Annotated in this window: 12 protein-coding genes; 8 read left to right on the top strand and 4 right to left on the bottom strand. The window is 54.1% G+C overall.

Annotation, left to right across the window (positions count from 1 at the left end; genetic code table 11):
• Positions 1–432: 432 nt before the first annotated feature.
• Positions 433–3,582 carry an efflux RND transporter permease subunit gene (locus ACTG2J_RS06620; protein WP_184232417.1) on the bottom strand — a complete coding sequence of 1,050 codons (3,150 nt, stop codon included), beginning with the start codon at positions 3,580–3,582 and terminating at the stop codon, positions 433–435.
• A gap of 17 nt (positions 3,583–3,599) precedes the next feature.
• Positions 3,600–4,793: an efflux RND transporter periplasmic adaptor subunit gene (locus ACTG2J_RS06615; RefSeq protein WP_236320364.1), complete on the bottom strand. Its 1,194-nt coding sequence runs from the start codon at positions 4,791–4,793 to the stop codon at positions 3,600–3,602.
• Between the two features lie 140 nt (positions 4,794–4,933).
• On the opposite strand from ACTG2J_RS06615, the gene ACTG2J_RS06610 reads away from it, so the two are divergent.
• From ACTG2J_RS06610 to ACTG2J_RS06585, 6 genes are all read left to right on the top strand, one after another.
• Positions 4,934–5,572: a TetR family transcriptional regulator gene (locus ACTG2J_RS06610; RefSeq protein WP_439997306.1), complete on the top strand. Its 639-nt coding sequence runs from the start codon at positions 4,934–4,936 to the stop codon at positions 5,570–5,572.
• Between the two features lie 105 nt (positions 5,573–5,677).
• Complete coding sequence (locus ACTG2J_RS06605; protein ID WP_439997305.1) at positions 5,678–6,241, top strand: hypothetical protein; 564 nt, start codon at positions 5,678–5,680, stop codon at positions 6,239–6,241.
• 192 nt (positions 6,242–6,433) lie between these two features.
• Entirely contained in the window at positions 6,434–7,615 is a 1,182-nt protein-coding gene (locus ACTG2J_RS06600) for a dicarboxylate/amino acid:cation symporter (RefSeq protein WP_005359180.1), read from the top strand.
• A gap of 223 nt (positions 7,616–7,838) precedes the next feature.
• Complete coding sequence (locus tag ACTG2J_RS06595; protein ID WP_005338107.1) at positions 7,839–8,153, top strand: DUF134 domain-containing protein; 315 nt, start codon at positions 7,839–7,841, stop codon at positions 8,151–8,153.
• Positions 8,150–8,725, top strand: coding sequence for a NifB/NifX family molybdenum-iron cluster-binding protein (locus ACTG2J_RS06590; RefSeq protein WP_439988873.1), 576 nt, complete (start codon positions 8,150–8,152; stop codon positions 8,723–8,725). Before ACTG2J_RS06595 ends, ACTG2J_RS06590 begins: the two co-directional genes overlap by 4 nt.
• Before the next feature lie 42 nt (positions 8,726–8,767).
• Positions 8,768–8,953: a hypothetical protein gene (locus tag ACTG2J_RS06585; RefSeq protein ID WP_076492298.1), complete on the top strand. Its 186-nt coding sequence runs from the start codon at positions 8,768–8,770 to the stop codon at positions 8,951–8,953.
• A gap of 163 nt (positions 8,954–9,116) precedes the next feature.
• On the opposite strand, the gene ACTG2J_RS06580 is transcribed toward ACTG2J_RS06585, so the two are convergent.
• A complete protein-coding gene (locus ACTG2J_RS06580; protein ID WP_439988874.1) occupies positions 9,117–10,241 on the bottom strand; it encodes an HD-GYP domain-containing protein in 1,125 nt (374 codons plus the stop codon).
• 810 nt (positions 10,242–11,051) lie between these two features.
• Positions 11,052–11,291 carry a hypothetical protein gene (locus ACTG2J_RS06575; RefSeq protein WP_042024897.1) on the bottom strand — a complete coding sequence of 80 codons (240 nt, stop codon included), beginning with the start codon at positions 11,289–11,291 and terminating at the stop codon, positions 11,052–11,054.
• A 110-nt stretch (positions 11,292–11,401) separates the two neighbouring features.
• On the opposite strand from ACTG2J_RS06575, the gene ACTG2J_RS06570 reads away from it, so the two are divergent.
• Positions 11,402–11,629: a helix-turn-helix domain-containing protein gene (locus tag ACTG2J_RS06570; RefSeq protein WP_080768707.1), complete on the top strand. Its 228-nt coding sequence runs from the start codon at positions 11,402–11,404 to the stop codon at positions 11,627–11,629.
• Positions 11,630–12,868: 1,239 nt separating this feature from the next.
• Positions 12,869–15,118 carry a hypothetical protein gene (locus tag ACTG2J_RS06565; protein WP_139459913.1) on the top strand — a complete coding sequence of 750 codons (2,250 nt, stop codon included), beginning with the start codon at positions 12,869–12,871 and terminating at the stop codon, positions 15,116–15,118.
• Positions 15,119–15,246: the final 128 nt, after the last annotated feature.

The raw sequence follows: 15,246 nt of genomic DNA, 5'->3' as shown, positions 1-15,246 counted from the left end.
GGCTACCGCCCCTGGGTTACAGCCCCCAGTTTGCTGCTTTTAACCTGATTGTGCTTGCTGTTGGTCATCATGCCCTCCAGCATTGTTATGTTTTGATGGCGCATAACCATGTTTTCATTTCGTGTTAAAACGACGAAACAGAACTTTCATGGCAAAAAAACGCACAGTACCAGCCCGATAGAACGGCAGATTCTATCTCGATTCCAACAAGACTGCACACCAAAAAATGTTTCAGCATCTCGTTTTTGACCAAGATTCGATAGAACACCATGGGGGCTGTATGACCCCACTGAAAGTACGATTAAAAATTGAACTGAAATTGTGATTGGAACAAAAAATGGGGTAACCATGCTGGTTTCCCCATTTGTATTGTTGGTCAGATTGGTCTGACACTATCTTTTGGTAGCGCTGTTAACTGAGAAAACACAGCCATCAGTCATGTTTTGACTCATGGGCATGGGTCAGACGCGCTTCTTTGCTGCTGTGTTTGGTGAAGTAGCGCATCACCAACACAAAGAAGAGCGGTACGAAGAAGATGGCCAGCACGGTGGCACTGATCATCCCCCCCATCACGCCGGTACCGATGGCGTTGCGGCTGCTGGCACCTGCGCCGGAGCTGATCACCAGCGGCAGCACCCCGAGGATAAAGGCGAGCGAGGTCATCAGGATCGGACGCAGACGCAGGCGTGCAGCCTCCACCACGGCTTCACCCAAGCCCATCCCCTTGTCGTAGAGCTCTTTGGCAAATTCCACGATCAAAATCGCGTTCTTAGCCGACAGACCTATGGTAGTGAGCAGGCCGACCTGGAAGTAGACGTCGTTCTCCAGCCCGCGCAGGGTGGCAGCCACAATGGCCCCCAGTACCCCGAGCGGCACCACCAGCATCACCGAGAACGGAATGCTCCAGCTCTCGTAGAGGGCTGCCAGACAGAGGAAAACCACCAGCAAGGAGATGGCGTAGAGCGCAGGTGCTTGTGAACCGGCCTGACGCTCCTGGAAGGAGAGCCCGGTCCACTCGATACCCACCCCTTCCGGTAGCTGTTTCACCATCTGCTCGATGGCGGCCATCGCATCACCGGTACTCTTGCCAGGCGCCGCCTCACCGACGATCTCCATCGCCGGCACGCCGTTGTAACGCTCCAGACGGGGTGAGCCGAAGCTCCACTCGGTGCTGGCAAAGGCGGAGAAGGGCACCATCTGACCGGCACTGTTGCGCACATACCAGAGCTTGAGATCTTCCGGGTTCATCCGGAAGGGGGCATCCGCCTGCATGTAGACCTTCTTGATCCGGCCCCGGTCAACGAAGTCATTGACGTAGGACGAGCCCCAGGCGGTAGCCAGGGTGTTGTTGATGTCCGCGATGGAGAGCCCCTGCGCCAGCGCCTTCTCGTAGTCGATCTTGATATCGAGCTGCGGCGTATCTTCCATCCCGTTCGGGCGTACCCGCACCAAGGTGGGATCCTGCGCCGCCATGCCGAGCAGCTGGTTACGCGCCGCCATCAGCTTGTCGTGACCGATACCGCCACGATCCTGCAGGAAGAAGTCAAAACCGGTCGCCGTCCCCAGCTCCGGGATCGGAGGCAGGTTAAAGGCGAACACTTGCGCCTCCTTGATGCTGAACAGATAGCCCATGGCGCGGCCGATAATGGCATTGGCACTGCGATCCGGGCTCTTGCGCTCGCTCCAGTCCTTGAGCTTGATAAAGGCCATCCCCGCGTTCTGGCCACTACCGGCGAAACTGAAGCCAGATACGGTCAGTACAGAATCGACATTATCCTTCTCGTTTTTCAGGAAGTAGTCGCGCATGTCCGCCAGCACCACCTCGGTGCGCTGCTTGGTGGCCCCCACCGGCAGTTGCACCATGGACATGATGACCCCCTGATCCTCTTCCGGCAGGAAGGAGGTGGGCATCCGCATAAAGAGCACTGCCAACACCGCCAGCATGGCGCCGTAGATCAGGCTGTAGCGCACGCCCTGCTTGATCACCTTGCGCACACCGCTCTGATAGCGGTTGGTACCGGCATCAAAGGCGCGGTTGAACCAGCCAAAGAAGCCACGCTTGGCACCAAACTCGCCATGTTTCATCGGCTTGAGCAGGGTGGCACAAAGCGCCGGTGTCAGGATCAACGCCACCAGCACCGACAGCACCATGGCCGAGACGATGGTCAGCGAGAACTGGCGATAGATGGCGCCGGTCGAGCCGCCGAAGAAGGCCATCGGCACGAACACGGCGGAGAGCACCAGGGCGATCCCCACCAGTGCGCCGGTGATCTGGGTCATCGACTTGCGGGTCGCTTCCAGCGGGGAGAGATCCTCCTCGCTCATCAGCCGCTCCACGTTCTCCACCACCACGATGGCGTCATCCACCAGCAGGCCGATGGCCAGCACCATACCGAACATGGTGAGGGTGTTGATGGAGAAGCCGAACGCCGCCATCACCCCGAAGGTACCGAGCAGCACCACAGGCACCGCAATGGTCGGGATCAGGGTGGCGCGGAAGTTCTGCAGGAACAGATACATGACGCAGAACACCAGGAAGATCGCCTCGATCAGGGTCTGCACCACCTCCTCGATGGAGATCTTCACAAACGGCGTGGTGTCGTAGGGGTAGACGATCTCCATGTTGGCCGGGAAGTAATCCGACAGCTCATTGAGCTTGGCACGCACCTTCTCGGCGGTATCCAGCGCGTTGGCGCCGGTCGCCAGCTTGATGGCGACCGCGGCGGTAGACTGACCGTTGTAGAGCGCATCGGCGTCATAGCTTTCGCCCGCCAGCTCAACCCGGGCCACATCTTTCAGCCGTACCTTGGAGCCATCCTGATTCACCCGCAGCAGGATGTCGTTGAACTGCTCCACGGTAGAGAGCCGGGTTTGCCCCATGATGGTGGCGGTGAACTGCTGATCTTCCACCGACGGAGTACCGCCCAGCTTGCCGAACGCCACCTGGGCGTTCTGCGCCTTGATGGCCGCCTGCACATCACCCGGTGTCATCTGCACCCGGTTGAGTTTGTTGGGATCGAGCCAGACCCGCATGGAGTACTGGCTGCCGAACAAGGTGATGTCCCCTACCCCGTCCAGACGACTCAGAGGCTCCTTGATGTTGGAGACCACATAGTCCGCCAGGTCGTCGTTGTTCATGCTGCCATCGCTGGAGATGAAGGCCGCGACCATCAGGAAGCTACTGGAGGTCTTCTGTACCCGGATCCCCTGCTGCTGCACCTCTTGCGGCAGCAGCGACATCGCTTGTTGCAGCTTGTTCTGCACCTGTACCTGGGCGATATCGGGGTCGGTTCCCGGCTGGAAGGTGAGGGTCACCGACACCCGCCCCGCGGAGTCAGACTGTGAAGACATGTAGAGCAGGTGATCCAGCCCGGTCATGTTCTGTTCGATGATCTGGGTCACCGAGTCTTCCACCGTTTTGGCGGATGCGCCCGGATAGCTGGCGGAAATACCGACAGCGGGCGGCGCAATGCTCGGATACTGGGCGACCGGCAATTTGATGATGGCCAGACTGCCCGCCAGCATGATCACCAGCGCGATCACCCAGGCAAAAATGGGTCTATCTATAAAAAATCGAGCCATGAGGCGATTACTCCATCCTACTTGTTGGCCGGGGTGTTGGACGCAGCTTGAGCAGACGGTGCATCGGCGCCCTGCTCGGCGGGATTGACTACGGCGCCCGGTCGTACTTTCTGCAAGCCAGCCACGATCACCCGCTCGCCGGAGGTGAGGCCTGACTCCACCACCCAGTTGCTGCCGACGACCCGGCTCAGCTGCACGTTGCGCAGCTCCACCTTGTTGTCAGCGGTCACCACCATCACGGTGGCGCCGCCATTGGGGGTGCGAGTCACGGCAGTTTGCGGCACCAGCAGCCCTTGCGCCCGCTCACCCTCTTGCAGGGTGGCGCGCATAAACATGCCGGGCAGCAGCAGCTGATGAGGGTTGGGCACAATCACCCGCAGGGTCACCATGCCGGAGGTCTCATCCACAGTCACATCGGAGAACTGCAACGAGCCCTCTTCGCCATAAGTGGAGCCATCTTCCAACTGGAAGGTTACCTTGGCCCCCTTCTGCTCGTCCTGGGTCAACTTGCCCTCGGCGACCAGTCGCTTGAGGCGCAGCAGATCAGCGGTGGACTGACGCACATCCACATACATGGGATCCAGCTGCTGAATGGCGGTCAGGCTGTCAGCCTGCTGGGCGGTCACCAGTGCCCCCTCGGTCACCGCGGATTTACCGATGCGGCCACTGATGGGGGCGGTGATGCGGGTGTAACCGAGATTGATCTCGGCAGTACGCAAAGCCGCCTTGCTCGCCATGATCTCCGCCTTGGCCTGCTTCCAGCTGGCGTCGGCATCGTCATAGTCCTGACGGCTGATGGATTTGACCTTGAGCAGCTCCTGATAGCGCTGCGCCTTGAGGCGGGCACTCTGCTCGTTAGCCTCGGCCTTGGCCAGATTGGCTTTGGCGCTGGCGACTGCCGCCTGATAGACAGCCGGGTCGATCTGATAGAGCAGATCGCCCGCCTTCACATCGCTCCCCTCGGTAAAGAGGCGCTTGAGGATGATGCCGCTCACCTGCGGACGCACTTCAGCCACCCGCAACGGGGCGCTGCGGCCGGTCAACTCGGTGGTCAACATCAGCGGACCGCTCTGCAGGGTCACTACGTTGACCGCCGCGGGGGGCATGTCGCCCTGTCCCTGGGGTGCGCCCCCCTTGTCACCACAACCTGCCAGCAAGCCTGTAGCCAGCAAGGCAAGACCAACTGAACGAGCAAGAATATGTTTATGCATGAAACACCTGAGCCTTTGCCAGTCAATGAACAATCAGGGCCGCATGGGCCCTGTTGGTAAATAGTCGAAAGATGAGGCAATATACATACATTCATAAATGTATGTAAGTGACTTTTTGCTTGCATGAGGCACAAATTTCGATGGCCAGACGAACCAAAGAAGAGGCGCAGCAAACCCGCTGCCACATCATGAGCACGGCGCTGGATCTGTTCTGCTCTCAGGGCCTGGCCAAGACCAGCCTGACCGACATCGCCAGGACGGCAGACCTGACCCGCGGGGCCATCTATTGGCACTTCAAGAACAAGGATGAACTCTTCATTTCGCTCTGGCAGGAACTCTGCAGCCCCCTCGCCCACCAGCTCGATGCCTGCCTCAATCCAGATGAGCCGGACCCGCTGGGGCAACTGCGCCTCTTCTTCGAAGGGGTGCTCCACAGCTTCATTCACAATCCGGCCCAGCGGCAGATGTTCACCATCCTGTTCAATCTCGAATCGCTGGAGGGGGAAGCCATCTCACTGCGCGAGCATATCCGCAGCCAGTCCGCCAACTTCTTTCGGGACCTGGAGACCACCCTGGCCAACGCGGTACGGAGGGGGCAACTGCCCGCCAACCTCAACCTGCAGCGCGCCGCCACCCTGATCCACTGCACTCTGGATGGCTACATCATCAACTGGCTCCACTTTCCGGGGCGGATCGACCTGCAGGGCGAATCCGCCTTCCTGATAGAGAGCATGTTCACCATGCTGGCCCAACCCCACGGGCCTGCCTGCGGCCGCTAACCGGCTCCGGCAACTCCCACCCATCCAAATCGGGGCCTGACTGCGCGCTTTGGCAGTCAGGCCCCGATTTGTTACCCTGTGCGCCCCCTGCTTGAGGTAACCCCTGTGCCACACTCTGACGCCATCCCCGCTTCCTGGCCATTTAACGACCAGCACGCCCACGTTCGAGCTGCCTTTGTGGCACGCCTCAAACCCGGCGCTCACCTGCTCAATGGTCAGTGCGGTACGGGGGAGGATCTCTGCTGGCTGCGTGCAGAAGGGTATGTGGTCACCGCCTGCGAAGCGGTACTGGCTGACGCCAGAGTTGCCTCGCAGCAATCCGGACAAGCAGTGCGGGTCTGCCCGCTGGCGAAGATGCACTCGGTGCTCCCTTACGATGGGATCTGGCTGAGCCGCCCGCTTGATAGCGACGCGGCCACCCTTGTTCCCCAGTTGCATCAGCTGGCGACCCTGCTCAAAGCGGGCGCTCCGATCTGCTTCCCCCTGCTGCCAGCTTGCGGGATGAACCACGACCAGCAGATCCATCATCTGCAGCAACTGGTCACCACATCCGGGATAGCACTGCAACTGGCGCCGATGGAAGCCGTATCAGCCAGTACGTCAGATTCCTCAAATCAACACGCCAACCAGTACGTCATGTTGCTGCGTGGCGATCATCAGGCCACCTAACGGGCTAATTCATCACGGATTTTCCTGTTCAACGCCAAGCCGACAGCTAGTCGGCGATCTTGACCTTCGACAATATTTAACTCGGCGTTAACGCAGAAAAGGCAGACATAACACGGCGTACGTGTTAAAAAGTGTGATTAATATCAAATTTTAATAACAAAACAGACAATACAACCAACTCCGGATTTCCTTATGAAACTTGTCCTGAAACTCATTGCTGGCATCCTTGCCGGTCTCTTGCTCGGTCTCTACGCCCCTGAGTGGGTGGCGCGCGTGCTGTTTACGGCCAAGACAGTGATAGGTCAGCTGATCACCTTCACCATTCCGCTCATCATTCTGTTCTTTATTATGAGCGGCATCGCCAGCCTGCCGAAAAACTCCGGCAAGCTGCTGGGCAAAACCGTGGCCCTCTCCTACTGCTCCACCATTCTGGCGGGGCTGTTCGCCTTTACCGTGGCGAGCCACCTGATCCCGCAGTTCACCACCGCCGCCGAGCCCACCACGGCCACGGCCATCAAGCTCGCCTCCTACGTCAATCTGGAGATCCCGCCGCTGTTTGGCGTGATGTCGGCACTGGCCGCTGCCTTCGTGTTCGGCATCGGGATCAGCGCCACCCAGGCCACCGATCTGCGCCGGGTCGCCGATCAGGGCCGTGACATCATCGACCGCCTGCTGGCCAAGGTGATCATTCCGCTGCTGCCGTTCTATATCGCCGGGGTCTTTGTCGAGATGACGGTAGAAGGCACCGTATTCGCTACCCTGAAAACCTTCGGCGTGGTGCTGGTGATGGCGATCCTGATGCACTGGATCTGGCTCTCCGTACTGTTCGTCGGTACCGGTCTGGCCCTTGGCCGCTCACCGGCCCAGCTTATCAAGAACATGCTGCCCGCCTACTTCACCGCGCTGGGGACCATGTCGAGCGCCGCCACCATTCCGGTTGCCCTGCAATCGAGCAAGAACAACGGGGTGAGCGACGGCATCGCCAATTTTACCGTGCCGCTGTGTGCCACCATTCACCTCTGTGGCTCCACCATTACCCTGGTCACCTGTGCCACCGCGGTGATGTTCCTCTCCGAGCATCTGGCCATTCCGGGCATCGAAACCATGCTCCCCTTCATCATGATGCTGGGGGTGATCATGATCGCCGCACCAGGCGCGCCGGGTGGTGGCGTGATGTCGGCGCTGGGCCTGCTCACCTCCATGCTCGGTTTCGGTGAAGCCTCCATCGCCCTGATGATCGCCCTCTATCTGGCGCAAGACAGCTTCGGCACCGCCTGCAACGTCACCGGTGACGGCGTGATTGCCCTGTGGGCGGATCGCTTCGCCAACGGTAGCGAGAGCGCAGCTCCAGTGGCCGAGGCCGAACAGGCGTAAGCTCGCCGGGATAGCCCGACCATCCTCTGCAAAACCGCAGGCCCGAACCATGTTCGGGCCTGCGTCGTTTCTGTCCCCTTTACTGCTTTTGTTAGTATTCCTCCTCCCCCTCTTTACCCCTCTCTACCGTGAACAGCACTGGCGCTACCCTCTGCATCAGACAAAATTATTGGCATATGCTACATATGAGCGTATAAATGGCTTATGCCAATTAGGAGCCACCATGCCAAGACCCAAGATTGCCCGCCAGATCTGTGGCCGCCCCGCCAACAGCTGCTTCAAACCCAACGGCCGCCCCATGCATCAGCTGGAACAGGTCACGCTGGCCCCTGATGAGTTCGAGGCACTGCGCCTCGTCGACCTTCAAGGAATGCAGCAGCAGGAGGCCGCCCTGGTGATGGGGGTCTCCCGCCAGACCCTGGCCAATATCCTGAAAAAAGGGCGCTACAAGGTGGTGGAGTGTCTGAGTCTGGGCAAGGCATTGATGATGCAACCCGCCGAGCCCGACCACCCAACCAGTGGAGAAGAGCCGACATGAATGCTGTCACAACCATGACCACCACCCTCTGCAACAGCGCCCTGATGCTGAGTCAGGGGTTGCTGGCTGGCCACTTTACCCGTGCCGAGCAGCTGCAAATTCTTAACCCCGAAGGGAACGTTATCGCCACCCTGCCCAATCCGGCCGCCGCCGAAGGTTGCCACGGCAAGCAAGCGCTGCTCGACGCCCTCGCCCATCATCAGGTAGGTCAGGTGGTGGTGCGCAATATCGGCGAGCGAATGCTGGGGCGCCTGCTGGCGGTCAATATCCGGGTGCTGCAGTGTCGCGCTGCCCGCCTGCCGCTGCCCGCGCTGCTAGCCCCCACCAATTTGCAACCTCTCACCGAGGCAAGGCAGGGCCGTCCGTCTCGTCGTCATCAGAGCAAGGCGACTATCCGTGCCATCCAGCCCGTCGGCGCAGGCCACCCCCATTGTCACGGTGGTTGCAACAGTGGCTCCGATCACTGTTGCGCCAGTAGTGGCAATCAGGCAGAGAGCCCACTGCAAGGCCATACTTGTTGCCACGGCAGTGAAGGCGCCAACCAGCAGGGCGGTTGCTGCCATCATCACTGATGCCATCTCTGTGCATGTCATCACCATCAAGGAGAAGAGATCATGTCCATCTGGTTGTTGAGCCTGCTCGCCTCGTTCGTGCTGATCCTGACCATGGGCACCATCATCTGGTGGCGCCAATACCAGCTTGCCCAGAAGCGGGAAGATAAAGAGGTGCGTCCCTGTGGCTGCTCCAGCGCCTGCGCGGATCACCTCTACCAGATCAGCGAGCCGACGCCCAAAAAGTAACCTGACCGCAAACGCCATAGCCACAGAGATAAAGTCGGCAAAATAAGGGCGCGTGGAATCGAGAGGCGCATAAAAGAGAGGGGGCACCTGCTGGTGCCCCCTCTCTATTTACTCCTCGTCATGCTTGAACCGCCTCTTTCCCCCTTATGCTCATCACACGCGCTCAACCCGGCTCGGCGCCGCTGGCCGCCACACTCGCAGAGCAGGCCGGATCCTGATACTGCTGATAGATGGCATAAAACTCGGCCTTGTTGTGCAGGGCTGCGGCAACGCAGGCGGGATCAAACTGGCTGCCGGCATGCTCCTCCAGATAGGCAAACGCCGTCTCGAACGGCCATGCCTTCTTGTAGGGGCGCTCGCTGGTAAGGGCATCAAACACATCGGCCACCGTCACGATGCGCGCCGCCAGCGGGATCGCCTCCCCCGCCAGCCCCAGCGGATAGCCGGTTCCGTCGAAGCGTTCGTGATGGCTGGCGATGATATTGGTCAGCATATCGGTGTGATGAATGCCATCGAGACCAAACTCGTTGATCATCAGGCTGATCATCTCACGCCCCTTGCCGGGGTGGATCTTCATGATCTCGAACTCTTCCGGGGTCAGCTTGCCCGGCTTGAGCAAAATGGCATCCGGCACCGCAATCTTGCCGATATCGTGCAGCTCGGAGAAGAGGTAGATAAACTCCACCTCCTCATCGCTCAGCCCGCAAGTCGGGGCCAGCGTCTTGGCAATCAGCCGGGAGTAGGCCGACATCCGGTGCAGATGGTTGGCGGTCTCCTCATCCCGATAGCGGCTGAACTCCCGCGCCGTGGTCAGCGCGCCGCCAAGGGTCTGGATGGAGAAAAACTCCACCGCAATGATGGCCGAGAGCGCCTGGGCATAGGCCGACAGCTCGCTGCGGATCGGCTCCTCGAAGTATCCCGGCTCCATGGCATCACAAAACAGAAAGCCAAACAGTTTGCTGTTGAACAGCAGCGGCTCGGTATAGCTGGAGGCATAACCCGCCTCCAGTACCTTGCGGCTGTGCTCCGACGCAGAGCCACGCAGGGCATCGAGATTGCCGAGCACCCGGGGCTGCTTGTGCTCCGCCAGATAACTCAGGGAGGGAACATCGCTCAGCTTCACCTCATACTGCACCAGCGACGAGGGCCCCTCGGTGCTATGGGCAAAGGTCTTGAGCTGATCGGTATGGGGATCGTAAATCGCGATGGCCACCCGACTCAGCTTGTCAAAGCGCTGCCTGAGCGTGGCATGTACGCTCTGCATTTTTTCGCCAAATGAACTTTCCATCGCCTTCTCCAACGGGTTCCCGTACTGGGAGTATAGTGACTCCCGGTGTTCTCCTCTCTGTCACCAAATCAATATTGAGAGGAAAATCAACAAAGCAGCATCCCCACAACCAACCCGCATGGCAGAGGCAATAGCCCTACCAAGGGCGCGTCATCACCGGCTGTTGGTGCGGCGCAATCTTGCCTGGTCGGAGATATTGTTCGGTTCTGCCATGCTGGCTGTATAGTTTTTGGTTAACCATTCCGGTAAAATCCGCGCCCTTAAAGAAGAGCCACCTAAGAGTGATTGAGCGATGTCCAACACAAAACAGGCCCCCAAAGTAGGATTCGTCTCCTTGGGTTGACCCAAAGCAACAAGACCAATCCATGGCTAATACTGTCAGTAAGGCTTGTGCTGGCGGGCTCCCATCACTGTACCGGTGCCGGAGTTGCAAGCTGTAGTACTGACATGTTGCTCAACACAGGATCATATATTCCGTTACCTAGGATGTGTTCGTCCGTTCAACCATCAGGATACGCCCGAACTCGCTCAGGCTGTGCTCGACCTCCTCAGCCGCATCGAGCATGGGATCCTGACTGAACGCCTAGGCTAGGATGTTATGTTGGGTTTACCGATATTAAAGAGGTGCTTAATGACGTCCGTCTCTATGGAGACTCATAAGGCGATAAAAACGCTAATTGGCGCCGGTTATAATCCAAAGAAGCTGAGGCTACGTTGGCATTACTTTACGAGGATGAGCTACAAATAAGTCCACCAATACAGCAAACCGCGAGAAAGACCCGAATGCCCTCCATCATGTCAGAGACTTGTTCACTTTCTTAGCTCCTGAGGTATCGGCCATTGCTGCTTAAAATCCATAAATTCGGCAACAAACGAAACCATAATGCTCTTAACAAATTCATCATATACGGATTGATTGATAGTGACATGTACGAATGACTCCACTCTCAAAGAATCTCCTACTGCGGCTAGGAAATCCGCATCTTGAAAGGTTAGTGTCACTGTGCCACTTTTTTGATTCTGGCTCAGAACGATCTGCTGATTGGACATTTTCCACCTCGAAATGATGCTTATATGCAGTGTCATTATATGCGTGTACTCACAGCCGTGTACAGCACGCCGTATAACGTAGACCATAGATCCTCTAGTGAGGAGATAAAATGGATTCTGACGAGTTTGAGCTGGCGATGCTCGCAACTGCATTCGGTAAAAATGTACGAGAGCTGCGGTCTGCACGAGGTATGCAACAGGAAAAACTAGCACTAATTGCTGGTATAGACCGTGGTCATATGGGAAAAATCGAACGTGGGGAAACTAGGGTAACCCTGGAAAAAGTTTATCAGATCGCCAAGGCCCTAGGGGTCTCGCCTGCATCATTGCTGCCATAACCATAGCTGTTGCTCTAACCAAATGGCCTGCCAATAAACTCGAACATGCCAAACACCTAACCTTATAACTGCATACAAACCACCCAAGTCTGGTCTGGTCTGGTCTGGTCTGGTCTGGTCTGGTACAGTTTCAGCCAGTGCCAGGCGAAACCACATTCGTTGTCATCAGAAGCATCGTCCAGATGGCCAACTAGAAACCGGCAGGTTTCTCAATCCCCTCATTGTTGACCACAACAAAACCATTGAAAACAATAACCCTGAGCTTGGGGGCATTCTGAAAATATCGATGATACTGAGGTTGGTGTACTCAGACTCGACTGCACAGGCATTACACAGCGTATCGAGCGCTGAAATTAATTTAGCTCGACCGGTATGAATCGCTACACCGCATCGTACAGCATCATCCAATCTGCCATCTCAAGCCCTATCCATATCACCAAAAAATGTATTCTGGCTCATAGTTAGCCAGTTCTGAGTGTGCAGCCAAGCTGGGCTGACTAACATTTCGTTTTAATCATATACACAACCCCGTAGTTCTCATTTCTCTGCCACCAGTACAGCGACAAATAACTATGGGGAACGATCCTACCGGCTGAAATAGATAGGACTGCAACGCAGAGCCAAACGGCGTTGGAGCACTCTTGCATCCTAGGTCACATATTTTCATGTCAGATACAATCATAGGTAGAGACATTGTGCGGTCACCTTCGTTTTACCATTTACAACGCGGGCAGACAGCCCACTTTTTGCTTGATATAAAGAGGGTTCAAGCAAGCAGGCGTTGTGATTCTCTATAATCTAAGAGATTTTGTTGTAAAAATAGAAAGTCACATGCAAATCAATAACTTATTACTATATGATTTGTTGACATTTTTTTAGCTAACCATATGTTTTTATGATGCTTTTGTTTTTACAACAAAATGTCCTTCCAACTTAGCCCCTTACACCATAATTACAACAAATCAGAGAAATACAGTCATGGTTTTTCCGATTCAGGAATTAAAGAATATAGCTAAGTGTCTAATTTTAATTGATTATTCATCACTGTTGTAAACTTCATGTATTGTTGTTTAATGCTGATTGCAACCTAATCAATCTTTGCTTCATTGCCAATTTTAAAAATCATGAAATCCCTCGTAAAACTCACAAAAAACCAAAAAAGACATTGATATATAAGAAATTTCAAATAAGTCAAAAGCTATTTTGCGATAATTTTCGTTTTGGTGTGGCGATTGATGTTTGCAGCACTATAATGAACAAAAAGACCAGTTGTTGTATTTTTATGGAGTGGCAATTATGAGCATTAGGCAGTTGAGAGAACGGATCATTCAAGGCATTGAGAGTAGCGACAAAACTGAAAGTGCGCGTTATAGGCACCATCAGACAGCACTCAACATGTTACTGAAAACATCAATTGTGCAGTCCGAGGATGAGCTGGAAACTGCACTGTTAGAAAATCTCAGTGAAACAATAGAAAAGCTGAAAATGACCTTGGCACGTCAGAGCAGGAGTGATACGCGAGGCCCACTGACACGAGTGCGTCGGTTGGCAGAGTTCTACGCTCAAATAAACAACATAGATTTCAGCAAAATGACTTTTTGTGAGGCTCTGGCAGCAGCAGTTCAGAGGAAATACGGTGAGCGTCTCTGGCTCGATGAGGTCACTCCTAAGACGCAGAATAATATTAAGAAAAGCTTCATTACATACAGAGAAGTAGCACGTGAAATTATCAACGCGTCATTATCTAACTGCCCAGAGGCATGGCCAATTCTGAAAAGTAGCCCACAAGCGATTGGCAGCGCAACAAAAGTTTTGCGCGATTATATGATGGGTACATCACACCCTGCCGAGCGAGTACCTGACGTTCGCATCAATTTCATTGAAAGTTATTTCAATTTACCAAAAAACTTGTTGTTAGATAAAATTCATAGAAAAGTTGACCATCAACGCAGAGGAAAAAATCGGTCAGATCTTGATCTGTCGGCTATCAATCGCAGCACATTCATTAGCTCGTCACTGAATCCAAATCTACAGAAGGTTTATGATGAGTATTGTGAGTATAAAATAAATAAAAAACAACCAGCGATAGTAAACATTTCTGACGAGCTTAGGTCAGATCGACGCTATGAGATACGAGCAAAAGTCAATGAAAAAAACAGAAGAAACAATGAATGGACAATCAACGCGAAGGGCGAATGCGGCTCTGCTATCGCATTTAAAAGTCAGCTACTTTCATTTCAACATTTTTGTCATACTGAATTAGCTATTGATTACATGTCTGTTAGCAGTTATCACTTGACAATACCTGAGATTATGCAGGCTATGGCTGAATATTCGGAAGGACTGCAAACGGGTACAAGCCAATTCTCTAGAGTGCTAAATTTTGTAAAACGAGGGTCGGATTCGAAGGGCTACCTAAGGTTTTGTGCCGATCGTGGTAACAGAACAATCGAGGAGTTTTTTAAAGACCTAGATTTTATTATCGAGGAATATCCTAATTGGTTTAAGATGGCAGAGAAAGGCATCAACAGTCGCGGCCAAGCGGGCAAGAAAGGGAAACTGAACATTCAATTCTTACTCAACATACCTGCGTCAGATCGCCGAAATGCGGTTTATAGGGCCAGCCAGTGGTTATTCGATAAAGCAAAAGTATACAAGACCAATGCTGAGCAAAAAAATTTACTTTCGAATAACACAGACGATAAAAAACTAGAGCTGGCGCATAGAAAAAGTGCAGCATCTCAGATTGGCCGTGCGTTGCAGTATTTTAGAGCAGGACTGATACAAACAATCAGTTTTTATCAATCTCCACGCAGCGCAAACTGGACTGAATTGAAATTTTACCCTAATGCGACATCACAGAACAAAAACTATGCAAGTATAACATATCATCGTCAGCGTAACCGATTCCAACTATATATCCCATGTTTTGGTACATCGATGGTTAGTGACGATAACACAAAGTACAGATATCTTAAAAACGCAAATGCAAAAAATAGCGTGGATGTTGATGTTGAGTTACCAGAACAGCTTACCCCGCTGATCAAAGAGTATTTGAACATAAGGCGCAGCTATATTGAGTTTGATCTCATGACCTTTGCGGGCGTTCAGTCAATTGACGATATTGATATCTTTTTCCCTTGGCGTAGCATTCGACAAAGCCAAGTAAACAACGAGGAAAACCTTAAAATAAGAAGTAAATATATAGAAATATCATCAAAACTGTCAGATAATTTCATATCACTGACATATCAGGCCTATCTGATGACGATGCCTCATGATAAACAACATGGTATCAACATTCATGCGTTAAGACACCTTGTTGCAGAAACGCATCTCGAGGAACATCCTGGTGATTTTATTGGTGCAGCAGCGAAGCTCAATGATGACGTGGAGCAAATAATTAAGACCTACGGTGATAAGGATAGAGCTAAAGCGATGCGCAGAGTATCTGACAATGAAACGCTGGACTTCTCATTTACGTTATAATAAGCAGTAGAGAATATTTATACAGTTCTAGTTATCACCTGACACCGACCTAAAATCGGTGTCTTGTTTACGCTACTTTCGTGCGCCCTTCCTTTGGTATCAATATCAGAGCCTTCCACCGTACTGCA

The organism is Aeromonas sp. 6P (genome assembly GCF_051919525.1).
In the GTDB taxonomy this organism is placed as follows: Bacteria; Pseudomonadota; Gammaproteobacteria; order Enterobacterales; family Aeromonadaceae; genus Aeromonas; species Aeromonas veronii.
Note: the sequence above shows the minus strand (reverse complement) of the source record. Positions and strands in the feature narration are given on the sequence as shown.

Coding starts and splice junctions, on each gene's coding strand:
- ACTG2J_RS06620 (WP_184232417.1), bottom strand. CDS start 3,582: ATGGCTCGATTTTTTATAGATAGACCCATTTTTGCCTGGGTGATCGCG.
- ACTG2J_RS06615 (WP_236320364.1), bottom strand. CDS start 4,793: ATGCATAAACATATTCTTGCTCGTTCAGTTGGTCTTGCCTTGCTGGCT.
- ACTG2J_RS06610 (WP_439997306.1), top strand. CDS start 4,934: ATGGCCAGACGAACCAAAGAAGAGGCGCAGCAAACCCGCTGCCACATC.
- ACTG2J_RS06600 (WP_005359180.1), top strand. CDS start 6,434: ATGAAACTTGTCCTGAAACTCATTGCTGGCATCCTTGCCGGTCTCTTG.
- ACTG2J_RS06595 (WP_005338107.1), top strand. CDS start 7,839: ATGCCAAGACCCAAGATTGCCCGCCAGATCTGTGGCCGCCCCGCCAAC.
- ACTG2J_RS06590 (WP_439988873.1), top strand. CDS start 8,150: ATGAATGCTGTCACAACCATGACCACCACCCTCTGCAACAGCGCCCTG.
- ACTG2J_RS06585 (WP_076492298.1), top strand. CDS start 8,768: ATGTCCATCTGGTTGTTGAGCCTGCTCGCCTCGTTCGTGCTGATCCTG.
- ACTG2J_RS06580 (WP_439988874.1), bottom strand. CDS start 10,241: ATGGAAAGTTCATTTGGCGAAAAAATGCAGAGCGTACATGCCACGCTC.
- ACTG2J_RS06575 (WP_042024897.1), bottom strand. CDS start 11,291: ATGTCCAATCAGCAGATCGTTCTGAGCCAGAATCAAAAAAGTGGCACA.
- ACTG2J_RS06570 (WP_080768707.1), top strand. CDS start 11,402: ATGGATTCTGACGAGTTTGAGCTGGCGATGCTCGCAACTGCATTCGGT.